The sequence below is a fragment of the Kitasatospora arboriphila genome (genome assembly GCF_039528095.1).
GTDB lineage: Bacteria > Actinomycetota > Actinomycetes > Streptomycetales > Streptomycetaceae > Kitasatospora > Kitasatospora arboriphila.
On the sequence record NZ_BAAALD010000142.1, the window covers coordinates 1 to 13,842 of the forward strand.

The window sequence follows — 13,842 nt, forward strand, 5'->3', positions numbered from 1 at the left end:
CGGGCCGAAGCGGTCCCGGATGTCGTCCAGCCGCTGGAACTCCACCGGCCAGCCCCCCCCCGCGCCGGCCCCCCCCCCCCCCCGGGGGCCGGGCCCCCCGCCCGTTGCCGCACCCGGCGGCCCAGTCGGCAGAATGTCCGATTGAAGGTCAAATATTCGGTGCTGGCAGGGTTTGGACTAGCTCGGCCGGACTCGCTAACGTCTGCCCCCGGATGTCCGCGAGGACGCCCGCCCGACCCGGGCGGCGGCGGCCGTCCGTTCGCAGGAACGGAGCCGCCGCCGCATGTCCGCGCATCGACGCCCCCAACTGCCGGGCGGCCACACCCTCGCCCGGGCCCTGGTGCTCACGGCCGCGGCGACCACGGCCGTCGGCGCCACCGTCGGCACCGCGGCCCACGGCGCCCCCGCCGACCCCGGGCGGCGGACGGCCGACGTCCGGGCGAAGGTCGACCGGCTCTACGAGGAGGCCGAGCAGGCCAGCGAGCGCGCGAACGCCGCGGGGGAGGACCAGAAACGCCTGCAGACCGAGGCCGGCCAGCTGCAGGACCAGGTCGCCGCCGGCCAGGAGGAGCTGAACGGGCTCTACACCGACCTCGCCACCGCCGCCGCCGCCCAGTACCGCGACGGCGGGCTCGACCCCTCCGTCCGCCTCATGCTGGAGTCCGACCCGGCCGGCTACCTCACCCGCGCCCGCGCCCTCGACCAGGCCGCCAGCCGGCAGAGCGACACCCTGCACCAGGTGCTCGACCGGCAGCGCCGGCTCGACCAGCGCCGCGCCGAGGCCACCGCCAAGCTCGCCGAGCTGGAGGAGGTCCGCCGCTCGCTCGCCGACCACAAGGACGAGGTCCGGCGCCGGCTCGGCGACGCCCAGCGGCTGCTCGGCGGCCTCACCACCGACGAACGCGCCCGGCTGGCCGCGGACGACGCCGCCGACGCGGCCCGCCGCGCAGCGCACGGCGCCGACCGGATCGACCTCGGCGACCAGCCGCCCTCCTCCGACCGTGCCGCCGCCGCCCTGGCCGCCGCGATCAGCCGGATCGGCTCGCCCTACGTCTACGGATCCACCGGCCCTTCCACGTTCGACTGCTCCGGTCTGATGTACTGGAGCTGGCGGCAGGCCGGAGTCACCCTGCCGCGCACCTCGCAGGCGCAGGCACACGCGGGGAGGCGAGTCAGCCTGTCCGAGGCGCGACCGGGAGACCTGGTGATCTTCTACAAGGACATGCACCACGTCGGCATGTACGCCGGCGGCGGCGTGGTCGTGCATGCCCCGTACCCCGGAGCCCGGGTCCGCTACGAGAGCGTCGGTGCCATGCCCGTCAGCGGGGTGGTGCGGGTCTGAGCGCCTTCCACCGGCAGCCCGGCCCGTCCGGCGGGGAGGCCGAGCCCCTGGTCACCGACCTGCCCCGGCGCGCCGCGGCGGGCCGGTCCGTGCTGCCCGCCGGCGGCCGGATCTCCCGGCGCACCGCTCTGCTGCTGGCCGTCGGCGGTCTCGCCCAGCTCTCCGCACCCCGCGCCCTGCCCGCCACCGGGGACCGGGCCGGCCTGTACCCGCAGGGCGCGCCGAGCGCCGGCGTCCGGGCCCGCGTCGAGGACCTGCTCGCCGCCCGCGCCCGCGTCCTGCTGCGCGCCGACCGGTCCGCCCTGCTCGCCGGGGTGGCCCCCGCGGCGCGGGCCGCACAGGAGCAGGCCGCCGTCCGGGCCGCCGCCGTGCCCTTCTCCGCCGTCGAGTACCGGATCAGCGGCGTCACCGAACCGGACGCCGACGGGCGGATCATCGTCACCGCGGGCCTCGCCCACCGGCTGCGCGGCGTCGACCAGCACCCCGCGGTGCTCTCCCGGCGGCTCACCTTCGACCGGGGCCCGGCCGGCTGGCTGCTCTCCGCGGACGAGCCGGACGGCAGCGCCGCCCTCTGGGACCTCGGCGAGGTCCGGGCGGCCCAGGGTGAGCACTGCCTGGTGCTCGGCCTCGGCACCGCCGAGGAGCTCGCCGGGCTGGTCGCCGTCGCCGACAAGGCGGTGCCCGCCGTCTCCGAGCTGTGGGGCCGGGAGTGGCCCGGCCGGCTGCTCGTCCTCACCCCGGCCACCGAGCCGCAGTTCGCCCGGATGCTCGACGTCGCCGCCGGCTCCTACCAGGGCATCGCCGCCGTCACCGTCGCCGCGGGCGGCGAGCCCGCCGCCACACCCGCGGACCGGATCATGGTCAACCCGGAGGCCTTCCGCGGCCTCAGCGACCTCGGCCGGCAGGTCGTGATCACCCATGAGGCCACCCACGTCGCCACCCGCGCGGCCACCCGCAGCTGGACGCCGCTCTGGCTCTCCGAGGGCGTCGCCGACTACACCGGCTACCGCGGCGCCGGCCGCACCGCCCGCCAGATCGCGCCGGAGCTCGCCCGCGACGTCGCCGCGGGCCGGGTGCCGACCGCCCTGCCGGCCGACGCCGACTTCGCCGCCGGCGCCGCCGGCATCGCCCAGGCCTACGAGCAGGCCTGGCTCGCCTGCGAGACGGTCGCGCACCGCTTCGGACCGCAGCGCCTCGTCGCGCTCTACCGGGCGGTCGGCGCGATGGGCGACCCCGCCCGGCTGGACAGCGTCCTCCAGGCCGAGCTCGGCCTGGACCTGCCCGCCTTCACCAAGGCCTGGTCGGCCGAGCTGGTGCGTCAGCTGCGCCGCTGAGCGGCCGCCAGGCCCGCGGCGAGCCCCTCGCCGTCGATCAGGGCGCTGTGGGTGCCCGCCGCGGTGCAGGCGTGGGCGCCGGCCACCGAGCCCGCCAGCATGCACGCGTCCACCGGCCGGCCCGCCAGCCAGCCGGCGAGGAAGCCGCTGACGAAGGCGTCGCCGGCGCCGTTGCTGTCCACCACCGGCACCCCGGGGTCGACCGCCGGCACGTGCCGGACGGTGTCGCTCCCGCGCTCCAGCAGGTAGCTGCCGGCCGCGCCCGCGGTCGCGACCACCAGCCGCGCCCGGCCCCCGTCCAGCACCGAGCGCATCACCTCCTCGTGCCGCCCGGGGCAGCCAGCGGCCGACAGGAAGACCAGGTCGGAGCGGAGCGCGTAGTGCCGGTGGTGCTCGTTCTCGCCGTCCCAGGCGTGCAGGTCGGTGGAGCTGGTGGCGCCGAGCCGCTCGATGTCCGGGTGCATGTCCCGGTTGACGTTGGTGATCGACAGGTGGACGTGCCGGGCCCGCTCCAGGAACGGCAGGTAGAAGGCGGCGGGCAGCCGCAGGTCGGCCGGGTGCCGGCCGTCGTAGAAGGAGAACCGCAGCCCGTCGGCGTCCACCAGGTTCACCCCGCGCGGGGTGCCCGCGGGGGAGACCAGGTGGTGGAAGTCCAGGCCGGCGTGGCGGAAGGCGGCCCGCACCAGCTCGCCCTGCGGGTCGTCGCCGAGGAAGTCGAGGAAGGAGGTGCGCAGGCCCAGCCGGTGGCAGCCGAGCGCGACCCCGCTGCCGGTGTGGCCCGCGTAGTCGTGCACCGGGGGCACCCCGAGCGAGTCGGCCGCGGGGATCTCCAGCCGGTCGACCCGGACGATGGTGTCCACGCCCGCACCGCCCACCACCAGGACGTCGAGCTCGCGGTCGTCGGGCATGCGGAACCTCCACGGGCGGCATCGGCTGACAGCGGACGATGCTGCCAGCCGCGCGGGCCCACCTGCAAGGTCTTTCAGAAACTTGCAGCGAGAGGTGTGGTCAGGAGGTGGTCGCCGGACGGCCCACCGGGCGGTCCAGGTCGTCCAGCAGCGCCTGCTCGTACGCGATGCCCGGGCGCACCGGGTAGCCCTTCACCGGGGGCTCCGGCGGCAGCACCAGGGTGGCCTGGGCGTCCGGCCCGCGGGTGGAGCGCCACAACCGGCGGCAGGACAGCACCGTGGCCGCCAGCAGCAGCAGGTTCCGGGCGGTGAGCACGGCCACGCCCCACGGCTCGCTGTGCTGCACCGCGCCGAACAGGATCGGGAACTCGACGGTGGTCAGCACCGTCGCCGCCAGGATCAGCACCGCCACCGGCTTCTGCCGGGTGCCGCGCACCGTCAGGCAGACCGCGGCCAGGCCGACCAGCCACACCAGGTACTGCGGGCTGATCACCCGGCTGGTCACGGTGAACACCAGCAGCGCCGCCAGCGCCGCGTCGTACGGCGTCGACGGCTGCCAGCGCACCGCCCGCAGCCGCCACAGCAGCAGCCAGCCGAAGCCCAGCAGCGTGCCCGCGACGCACACCTTGGAGACCACCGGCACCCACGGGCCGAGCATCTCCAGCGAGCCGTAGTTCATCGTCACCTGGCCGTCCCAGGCGCCGAACAGCTTGGCGAAGTGCAGCGGCAGCGCGCCCAGCGACTCCACCTCGATCCCGCGCTCCTTCTGGAACTTCAGGAACTCGAAGGCGCCGTTCATCCCCGCGGTCAGCAGGAAGCCCAGGGAGGCCGCCGTCGCGGCCGCCGCCGTCCACGCCCGGCGCGTCCGCCGCCCGCGCGGGGTGCCCGCCAGCGCCAGCACCGGCCACACCTTCACCAGCCCGCCCAGCCCCAGCAGGAACCCGCCCAGGGCCGGCCGGCGCAGCACCAGCAGCAGACCGCCCACCGCGAGCGCGGTGACGATGACGTCGTACCGGCAGTAGACCGTCGGACCGAGCAGCGGCACCCCCGCCACCCACATCCAGGCGCCGCTGAAGCTGCGGCCCCGCCGGGTGCCGACCCTCATCAGCGCGCCCACCGTCAGCGCGTCGAAGACGCCGCACAGCACGAAGAAGGAGACCAGGTACGACCAGGGCAGCACGCCCGGCAGCAGGATCACCAGCGCCGCCCCCGGCGGGTACTGCCAGGTCACGTCGTCCAGCGGGAAGGTGCCCGTCCGCAGCACCTCGTACCAGCCGTGGTAGATCACCGAGACGTCGGAGCTCACGTCGGTGCCCGAGATCCGCAGCACACCGACGGCCATCAGTACGATCAGCACCCGGGTGACCACCCAGGACGCCCCGAGCGCCCACAGCGCGCCGCCGGCCGGTGCGGGCGGCGGTGCGCCGGTCAGGGCGAGGCGCTCGGTGCTGCTGGTGCTGCCGGTGCGCCCGGTCGGGGCCAACTCCACTGCGCTCCCTCGTTCGACTCGTGACGCCGGTCGCGGTGGCGCCCGCGCAACGGGGCCCCGGCACATAGGACCGGCCCGGACCGGAAACGGTTGCGCTGTGATCCTTCGTTCCCGGCGGGCCGTGGTGTTGACCTATGGTACGGATCACCGACCACTGCACCATGCAACCCCCGACCGAGCGAGCCGTGGCATGCACAAGACCCTCATCGTCACCAACGACTTCCCGCCGAGGCCCGGCGGGATCCAGGCGTTCGTGCACAACATGGCCGTCCGCCAGCCCGCGGGTTCCATCGTCGTGTACGCCTCGACCTGGCGCGACGGCAAGGAGGTCGCCGAGTTCGACGCCCGCCAGCCGTTCCCGGTGATCCGCGACCGGACGAAGATGATGGTGCCCACCCCGCGGGTGACCCGGCGGGCCGCCGAGATCCTCCGCGCCGAGGGCTGCAGCTCCGTCTGGTTCGGAGCCGCCGCCCCGCTCGGCCTGATGGCCCCCGCACTGCGGCAGGCCGGCGCCCAGCGCCTCCTCGGCATGACCCACGGCCACGAGGCCGCCTGGGCCCAGCTGCCTGGCTCCCGGCAGCTGCTGCGACGGATCGGCGCCGGCACCGACACCCTCACCTACCTCGGCGAGTACACCCGCAGCCGGATCGCCGCCGCGGTCGGCCCCGAGGCGGCCCGGCGCATGGTGCAGCTGCCGCCCGGCGTCGACGAGAAGACCTTCCGGCCCGACTCCGGCGGCGACGGGATCCGCGCCCGGCTCGGGCTCAGCGACCGGCCGGTCGTCGTCTGCGTCTCCCGCCTCGTCAAGCGCAAGGGCCAGGACACCCTGATCGAGGCCATGCCGCAGATCCTCGCGGCGGTGCCCGACACCGTCCTGCTGATCGTCGGCGACGGGCCCTACCGCGGCGACCTGGAGAAGCTCGCCGAGGCCCGCGGGGTCGCCGGCTCCGTCCGCTTCACCGGCGCCGTCCCCTGGGAGGAGCTGCCCGCCCACTACGGCGCGGGCGACGTCTTCGCCATGCCCTGCCGCACCCGGCGGGGCGGGCTCGACGTCGAGGGCCTCGGGATCGTCTACCTGGAGGCCTCCGCGACCGGCCTGCCGGTGGTCGCCGGGGACTCCGGCGGGGCGCCCGACGCCGTCCTGGAGGGCGAGACCGGGTACGTGGTGCCGGGGCGGTCCGCGGAGGCGGCGGCGGAGCGGATCGTGCGGCTGCTGCACGACGAGCAGCTGCGGCGGACGATGGGGGAGGCCGGACGGCGCTGGGTCGAGCGCTCCTGGCGCTGGGACCTGCTGGCACAGCGCCTGACGGGGCTGCTCGCGTAGTCGGGGCGACCCTTCGAGTACGGGGAAACCCGGAGGGGCGCGGGGAACCGCGCGAGTCGGGAGAGGCAGACCGCTGCCTTCCGATTCGCGCGGTCCTCCGCGCCCCTGTTTCGGCTGAGCCGTGCTTCAGCGCTGGTAGATGGCCTCGACGTCGGCGGCGAAGTCCTTGAGGACGACGTTGCGCTTCAGCTTGAGGGAGGGGGTGAGGTGGCCGCTCTCCTCGGTGAAGGAGGTGTCGAGCAGGCGGAACTTCTTCACGGCCTCGGCGTGCGAGACGGCCTGGTTGCCGTCGTCCACGGCGGCCTGCAGGGCGGCCAGCAGGTCGGCGTCCTGGGCGAGGTCGGCGGGGGTGGCGTCGGCGGGCTTGCCGTTCAGTTCCTTCCACTTGCCGAAGAAGTCCGGGTCGAGGGTGATCAGGCAGGCGACGAACGGCTTGCGGTCGCCGACCACCATGACCTCGCCGATCAGGGCGTGCGCCCGGATCCGGTCCTCGATCACGGCGGGCGCCACGTTCTTGCCGCCCGCGGTGACGATGATCTCCTTCTTGCGGCCCGTGATGGTGAGGTAGCCCTCGTCGTCCAGCGAGCCGATGTCGCCGGTGGCGAACCAGCCGTCCTGCAGGGCGTCGGCGGTGGCCTGCGGGTTGTTCCAGTACCCGGTGAAGACCTGCGGGCCCTTGAGCAGCACCTCGCCGTCCTCGGCGATCTTCACCGCGGAGCCGGGCAGCGGCTGGCCGACGGTGCCGATCTTCGGCTTGTCGTGCGGGTTGAAGGCGGTGGCCGCACAGGTCTCGGTCAGGCCGTAGCCCTCCAGGACGGTGAAGCCGATGCCGCGGTAGAAGTGGCCGAGCCGCTCGCCGAGCGGGGCGCCGCCGGAGATCGCGTGGGTGGCCCGGCCGCCGAGGGCGGCCCGCAGCTTGGCGTACACCAGCTTGTCGAAGACGAAGTGCTTGACTCTCAGGCCGATCCCGGCGCCGCCGGCGTCCAGGGCGCGGCTGTACGCGATGGCGGTGTCGGCGGCCTTGTCGAAGATCTTGCCCTTGCCGTCGGCCTGGGCCTTGGCGCGGGCGGTGTTGAAGACCTTCTCGAAGACGCGCGGCACGCCGAGGATGAGGGTCGGGCGGAAGGAGCCGAGCTCGGCGGTGACGTCCTTGATGTCGGAGACGTGGCCGAGCTTGATCGGCGCGATGGCGGCCGCGATCTCGGCGATCCGGCCGAGCACGTGGGCCAGCGGCAGGAACAGCAGGACGGAGCTCTCGCCGGTGCGGAAGAGCGGCTCCAGGCGGACGGTGACGTTGCCCAGCTCGGCCAGGAAGTTGCCGTGGGTCAGCTGGCAGCCCTTGGGACGGCCGGTGGTGCCCGAGGTGTAGACGATGGTGGCGATGCTGTCGGGGTCCGGGACGGCCCGGCGCTCGGCGACCGTCTCGTCGGAGACCTCGCTGCCCGCCGCGGTGAGGGCGGCGACGGCGCCGTCCTCGATCTGCCAGGCGTGCCGCAGCTGCGGGAGGTGGTCCCGGACCTCCGCGAGGACGGCGGCGTGGCCGGCGGTCTCGGTGACCACCGCGACGGCGCCGGAGTCGCCGAGGATCCACTGCACCTGCTCGGCGGAGGAGGACTCGTACACCGGCACGGTGATCGCGCCCGCGCACCAGATCGCGAAGTCGAGCAGCGTCCACTCGTAACGGGTGCGGGACATCACCGCGACGCGGTCGCCCGGCTCGACGCCGGAGGCGATCAGGCCCTTGGCCACCGCGTGGACCTCGGCGAGGAACTGCACCGCCGTCAGGTCCTGCCACTGCCCGGCCACCTTCCGGCTGATCACGGCGACGCCGGGGTGCTGCGCGGCGTTCTGGTGGATCAGGTCGGAGAGGTTTCCCCCGCTCGGAACCTGGTAGCGGGCCGGAAGGCTGAACTCGAGCAAGACTGCTCCTCGTCTGCGACGCTGCGGGACGGCAGGACGTTACTGCTCGGTAGCCGGATTCGACCAGAGCTGTCGGCTCCGTTGTTCGAAGAGTCACACCGCGCAGGACCGGTGGGGATGGTTTCGTCTCGCACCCTACGGCAGCGGCCGCCCGACGCGTCGGTAGCCCCCGGTCCCCCCGCCGAACGGCGGGGCCGGGCCGTGTGCCGGCCGCTCCGCCCCGTTCGGGACCTTGCCGCGCGCCGGCCGCGAGCCCTCCGCGAGCCCCGATGACCAGGGCGGCGCCCGGCGTGCACCCGCGGGCGCGATAGCCTGCCCTGGGCGCACATCTGAACAGACGCGGAGGGCCGTGATGGCGGAGCACACCAGGTCGAGCATCATCATCGACGCGACCCCGGCCGAGGTCATGGCCGCGATCGCCGACTTCGCCGCCTACCCGGAGTGGACGGGCGAGGTCAAGGAGATCGAGGTGCTGAGCACCGCCGCGGACGGCCGCGGCTCGGAGGTGCGCCTGGTGCTCGACGCCGGCGCGATCCGCGACGAGCACGTCCTCGCCTACACCTGGGACGGCGACCGCGAGGTCCGCTGGACGCTGGTGAAGAGCCAGATGCTGCGCGCCCTCGACGGCTCCTACAGCCTCGCCGCGGTCAAGGGCGGCGGCACCGAGGTCACCTACCAGCTCGCCGTCGACGTCAAGATCCCGATGCTCGGCATGATCAAGCGCAAGGCGGAGAAGGTCATCATCGACCGGGCCCTGGCCGGCCTGAAGAAGCGCGTCGAAGGCTGACGCCGGGTGTCACCCCGCACCGTCCTCGTCACCGGCGAGGGCTCGGCCGTCGTCGCCGCCGCCACCGCCCTGCACAGTGCCCGCACCGGTCGGCGCACCCTGCTGCTGGCCGCCGACGACCCGCACCGCGCCGTCGACGACCTCCTGGACACCCGGCTCACCGCGGAGCCCGCCCCGTACGGGGAGCGCCTCGCGGTGGCCCGGATCGACGAGCAGGCCGCCCTGCGCAGCGCCCTCGACGGCTTCGGCGCCCGGCTCGCCCCGGCCCTCGACCTGCTCGGCGCCGACCCGCTCGACCCCGAGGAGCTCACGCCGCTGCCCGGCACGCGCCAGCTCGCCCTGCTCCGCGCCCTGCGCACCGCTGACGCCGAGACGGTCGTGGTGGCCGCCCCCGCCCCGGCCGAGCTGATCGCCACCCTGGCCCTGCCCGAACAGCTCGTCCGCTACCTCGACCGGCTGCTGCCCGAGCAGCGCCAGGCCGCCCGGGCGCTGCGCCCGCTGCTGGCCGCCCTCGCCGGGGTGCCGATGCCCGCGGACTGGCTGTTCGACGCCCGGGCCGCCGCCTGCGCCGCCCTCGCCGATGCCCGCGCCGTGATCGAGGCCCCCGGCACCTCCGTCCGCCTGGTCGTGGACGCCGACGCCCACGGCACCGGGGAACTTCGCCGCATCCGCGCCGCCCTCGCCCTGCACGGCCGGCGCCTGGACGCCGTCGTCGCCCACCGGGTGCTGCCGTCCGCGGCCGCCGCCTCGCCCGACCCCTGGCTGGCCGGCCGGGCCGCCCGCCAGCAGGAACGCCTCGCCGACCTGGCGTCCGGGCTCGGCGCCGTCCCGCTGCTCACCGCCGAGTGGCCCGAGGTCGCCCTGGAGGCGATCGCCGACCAGCTGTACGCCGGGGGCGAGCCCGGACCCGGCGAGGCCCCCGAGCCGTGGGTCGAGGACCGGCTGGCCGAGGAAGGGCTGCTGGTCTGGCACCTGGCGCTGCCCGGCGCCGAACGGTCCGGCCTGGAACTGGTGCGCCGAGGGGACGAACTGGTCGTGGGCACCGGCGGCCACCGCCGGCTGCTCCCGCTGCCCTCCGCGCTGCGGCGGTGCACGGTCAGCGGAGCCGGGCTGCACGACGGGGTGCTGTCGGTGCGGTTCGCGCCGGACCCCGCCCTCTGGCCGGCGCGCCGCTGAGGCCCCCGCCGCTGACACCTCGCGCCGCTGACACCTCGCGGCGTCGACCCCTCGCGCGGCTGACCCTCGTGTGCGGCCGGACCCGCGTGCAGGCCGGGCCGCGCGCGGGTGGGACCTCCGGTGCGCCGGTCGGCCGTCGCGCCGGAGGGGCGTGTGTACAGGGCGTGCACGCCCGGCGTGCGTCCGGTGCGCCGGGCGGCCCTCGATGCGCCGTCCGGTAGCGTCTGGATCCCGGCCGGTTCCGGCCGGACGGCCCGGTGCCGCCCCGACGTCGCACCGGAGGCACACCGAGGACGCACCAGGGAGGTCGCCGGATGGCGGACGAGAAGGCGGACGGCACGGCCGGGCAGGGCCTCGGCGCGGAGTTCGGGCCGCTGGTCGACGAGGTCCGGAGGTTCGCCCTCACCCTCGGCGGCAAGGCCCAGGAGTACGGCACCCGGCTGCGCGAGCAGAACCCGGAGGTGTACGGACACCTCGCCGCCGCGGGCGGCGAACTGCTCGCCGCGTACCGCGCAGCCGTCTCAGGTCATGAACGGCGCTGGGCCGGTGCCGGACACGCCGAGGCCGAGCACATCGACCTCGACGGGACCATCGACAAGTAGTGAAGCCGCAGGTCAGACGAGGTGACTGTGGCGCCTTCACGCATCACTCAAAGCCGCGAAGTCTACGACTTCTGAACGCATCTGGCCGGGCAATCCGGAAATTGGCTTCGGTTAATGTAGGTCTCGGTGTGTACGGGAGCACCGCTCAGCGGGTACCGTTCCGCTCAGCGGGAACGAGTGAATAGCTGAGGGACACATGGCTCTGACCATCGGCGTCGACGTCGGCGGGACGAAGATCGCGGCCGGCGTGGTCGACGAGACCGGCGAAATCCTTGCGCGTACCCGGGTGCCCACCCCGGCCGACCCCCAGTGGGCGGTCGACGCGATCGCGCAGGCCGTGCGCGAGCTCAAGGAGGAGTACCCGGAAGTCGCGGCCGTCGGTGTCGGCGCCCCCGGCTTCGTGGACCGCGACCGCTCCACCGTGATCTTCGCTCCCAACATCGACTGGGAGAACGAGCCGCTCAAGCAGCGCATCGAGGAGCTCACCGGCCTGGAGACCGTCGTCGAGAACGACGCCAACTGCGCCGCCTGGGCCGAGTTCCGCTTCGGCGCCGCAGCCGGCTACGAGGACATGGTCCTGATCACCGTCGGCACCGGCATCGGCGGCGGCATCGTCCTCGACGGCCGGATGCACCGCGGCCGCTTCGGCGTCGCCGGCGAGATCGGCCACCTCAACATGGTCCCCGACGGCCTCGCCTGCGGCTGCGGCGGCAAGGGCTGCTGGGAGCAGTACGGCTCCGGCCGCGCGCTGCGCCGCTACGGCCGCGAGAAGGCCGCCGCCGACCCGATCGCCGGCAAGCGGATGCTGGAGCTCAACGACTTCGTCGCCGAGACCATCCGCGGCATCCACATCACCGAGGCCGCGGCCGAGGGCGACCCGCTCGCCCTGGAGTGCTACTCGGAGCTCGCCGACTGGCTCGGCCGCGGCATGGCCGACCTCGCCGCGCTGTTCGACCCGGGCGTCTTCGTGCTCGGCGGCGGCGTCTCCGACTCGGGCAGCCTGCTGCTCGACCCGGTGGCCGCGGCCTTCGAGACCTACCTGACCGGTGGCGTGCACCGCCCGCGCGCCGAGGTCCTGCTCGCGACCATGGGGTCCGCCGCCGGCATCGCCGGTGCCGCCGACCTCGCGCGGGTCTGACGGCCCGACGGAACCGACGGCTCGTCCGGACTCCGACGGCGAGGCTGGGGCAACGGCCCCGGCCTCGCCGTTAGCATGACCGGCATGCCTGCCGAGCAGCCGTCCGCAGCCCCCGGACCCGTGCCGCCGACCGGGCCGGCCCCCCTGCCCGACTCCGGCGCCGAACCCGACGGCGCCGAGCGGGTCCGCATCCTCAGCTACAACGTCCGCTCGCTGAGGGACGACCGGGACGCCCTCGTCCGGGTGATCCGTGCCTGCGATCCGGACGTGGTCTGCATCCAGGAGTCCCCGCGGTACTGGCGGCCCCGGAAGCAGGCCGCCCGGCTCGCCCACCGCACCGGCACCGTCGTCCTCTCCGGCGGCGGCCGGATCGCCGCCGGACCGCTGCTGCTCGGAAAGCTCCGGGTCGAGGTCCTCGCCGTCCGCGACCGGCTGCTCCCCAAGACCCGCGGCCTGCACGCCCGCGGATTCGCCACCGCCCTGCTGAGGGTGGGCCGTTCGGCCCCGTTCGCGGTGACGAGCTGCCACCTCTCCCTCGACCCGGCCGAACGGCTCCGCCAGTTCGCGCTGCTCCCCGGCCAGTTCGACCCAGGCGAGCACGGCATCGTGGCCGGCGACTTCAACGAGCACCCCGACGGCCCGGGCTGGCGCCGTCTGGCCGCCGAGTACCAGGACGCCCACACCGTCGCCCCCTGGGGCGGCACCTTCACCTCCGTCCCCGCCGACCCCTACCAGCGGATCGACGCGGTCTTCGCGACTCCCGGGGTCGAGGTGCTGGCCTGTGGGGTGCCGCAGGGGTTGGCCGGGGTGTCGGGGGCGGACCTGTTGGCGGCGACGGATCATCTGCCGGTGGTGGCGGTGGTACGGATCCCTGCCGGGGGCTGAGGCGGGTGGGGGAGCGGGTGCCGGGCCGTCGCGGGGGGCCGCGAGGGTGCGGGGTGCCGCAGGGGTGTCGGGGGCGGATCCCTGCCGGCGTCGGGGGTGGTCAGTGGATCGTGGCGGCGACGATCACGCCGTTGCGGACGGTGTAGGTGCCGGCGTAGTGGCGGTGGGTGCCGTCGGTCTGCAGGGCGTCCAGGAGGACGGAGACGTTGTCGCCGTTGACGGCGGTGACGGTCACGACGTCGGCCGCGGTGCCGGCGAAGCCGTTGACGAACTGCCCGTAGCTCGGCGACAGGTTGCGTCCGCCGAGGGCCCAGGCGCGGGCGTAGTCGTGCGCGTTGATCGCCGCGTAGTAGTCCTCGACGACCTGGCGCGGTGCGGCGGCGGAGGTCCGGGGACCGGCGGTGGCGGTGGTGGTGGCCGTGGTGGTGACGGTCGCGGTCCGGGCGGCCGTGGCGGTCGGGGCTGCGCTCGGGGCCGCGGTGGCGGCGGGCAGCGCCCACTGACCGGTCTGGTTCGCGAAGCCGGAGTTCAGGGTGAACTGGGCCTTGGCGAGGCGGGAGCCCGCCGGGATCTCGAAGGAGATGTAGCCGAGCGCGGTGTCCCCGGGGGCGACGACCACTCCGGCGGGGAACGCGGGGCCGGCGGTGACGTCGGTGGCGATCAGCGCGTTGAAGCCCTGTCCCTGTTCGTCGACCACGGTGGCGCCGTTGGACGGGCTGTCCGAGTACGTGGTGGAGCCGGTGTTGTGGAGCCGGAACTGCACGGCGACCAGCCGTCTGCCCGCCTCGGGGGTGTCGAAGGAGTGCGCCGCGGTCGCCGGGTCGGCGACCGCCGTCACCGTCACGGCCCTCCGGGCGCCCTGCTCGTTGCCCGCCAGGTCCAGGGGGTCCCCCCCCTGCGCCCCCCGCAGCCGCCCCGGCGGCCCCCGGGCCGCCAC

12 protein-coding genes are annotated in these 13,842 nt (G+C 75.0%); 8 read left to right on the forward strand and 4 right to left on the reverse strand.

All coding sequences use genetic code 11. From position 1 onward, the window contains the following. The first annotated feature begins 283 nt into the window (after positions 1-283). Both ABD353_RS37070 and ABD353_RS37075 read left to right on the forward strand, forming a co-directional pair. Positions 284-1,342: a C40 family peptidase gene (locus tag ABD353_RS37070; RefSeq protein WP_344628129.1), complete on the forward strand. Its 1,059-nt coding sequence runs from the start codon at positions 284-286 to the stop codon at positions 1,340-1,342. A gap of 89 nt (positions 1,343-1,431) precedes the next feature. Further along, positions 1,432-2,676: a gluzincin family metallopeptidase gene (locus tag ABD353_RS37075; RefSeq protein ID WP_344628130.1), complete on the forward strand. Its 1,245-nt coding sequence runs from the start codon at positions 1,432-1,434 to the stop codon at positions 2,674-2,676. Here ABD353_RS37075 and ABD353_RS37080 read toward each other — a convergent pair. Further along, complete coding sequence (locus ABD353_RS37080; RefSeq protein ID WP_344628131.1) at positions 2,661-3,584, reverse strand: carbohydrate kinase family protein; 924 nt, start codon at positions 3,582-3,584, stop codon at positions 2,661-2,663. The two genes, ABD353_RS37075 and ABD353_RS37080, sit on opposite strands and share 16 nt — an antisense overlap. Positions 3,585-3,684: 100 nt before the next feature. Further along, positions 3,685-5,073, reverse strand: coding sequence for a glycosyltransferase 87 family protein (locus tag ABD353_RS37085; protein WP_344628132.1), 1,389 nt, complete (start codon positions 5,071-5,073; stop codon positions 3,685-3,687). Between the two features lie 190 nt (positions 5,074-5,263). Between ABD353_RS37085 and ABD353_RS37090 the strand changes: the two genes are divergently transcribed. After that, positions 5,264-6,397, forward strand: a complete 1,134-nt coding sequence (locus tag ABD353_RS37090; protein WP_344628133.1) for a glycosyltransferase family 4 protein — start codon at positions 5,264-5,266, stop codon at positions 6,395-6,397. A gap of 126 nt (positions 6,398-6,523) precedes the next feature. On the opposite strand, the gene ABD353_RS37095 is transcribed toward ABD353_RS37090, so the two are convergent. Continuing rightward, positions 6,524-8,317, reverse strand: a complete 1,794-nt coding sequence (locus tag ABD353_RS37095) for an AMP-dependent synthetase/ligase (RefSeq protein ID WP_344628134.1) — start codon at positions 8,315-8,317, stop codon at positions 6,524-6,526. A gap of 352 nt (positions 8,318-8,669) precedes the next feature. Between ABD353_RS37095 and ABD353_RS37100 the strand changes: the two genes are divergently transcribed. The 5 genes from ABD353_RS37100 to ABD353_RS37120 all read left to right on the forward strand — a co-directional run bounded on the left by ABD353_RS37100 (position 8,670) and on the right by ABD353_RS37120 (position 12,905). Beyond that, a complete protein-coding gene (locus ABD353_RS37100) occupies positions 8,670-9,104 on the forward strand; it encodes an SRPBCC family protein (protein WP_263105767.1) in 435 nt (144 codons plus the stop codon). A 6-nt stretch (positions 9,105-9,110) separates the two neighbouring features. After that, positions 9,111-10,280: an ArsA family ATPase gene (locus tag ABD353_RS37105; RefSeq protein ID WP_344628135.1), complete on the forward strand. Its 1,170-nt coding sequence runs from the start codon at positions 9,111-9,113 to the stop codon at positions 10,278-10,280. Positions 10,281-10,594: 314 nt separating this feature from the next. Continuing rightward, the gene (locus ABD353_RS40645; RefSeq protein ID WP_425555330.1) at positions 10,595-10,882 is read left to right on the forward strand and encodes a DUF5304 family protein; all 288 of its coding nucleotides are present in this window, start codon (positions 10,595-10,597) and stop codon (positions 10,880-10,882) included. A 196-nt stretch (positions 10,883-11,078) separates the two neighbouring features. After that, a complete protein-coding gene (locus ABD353_RS37115; protein ID WP_030262931.1) occupies positions 11,079-12,020 on the forward strand; it encodes an ROK family glucokinase in 942 nt (313 codons plus the stop codon). Between the two features lie 84 nt (positions 12,021-12,104). Beyond that, positions 12,105-12,905 (forward strand): endonuclease/exonuclease/phosphatase family protein, encoded by an 801-nt coding sequence (locus ABD353_RS37120; RefSeq protein WP_344628136.1) that lies wholly within the window; start codon positions 12,105-12,107, stop codon positions 12,903-12,905. A 100-nt stretch (positions 12,906-13,005) separates the two neighbouring features. On the opposite strand, the gene ABD353_RS37125 is transcribed toward ABD353_RS37120, so the two are convergent. Continuing rightward, positions 13,006-13,842 (reverse strand): DUF4352 domain-containing protein (locus ABD353_RS37125; RefSeq protein WP_344628137.1); only part of this gene is annotated, 837 nt, incomplete at its 5' end.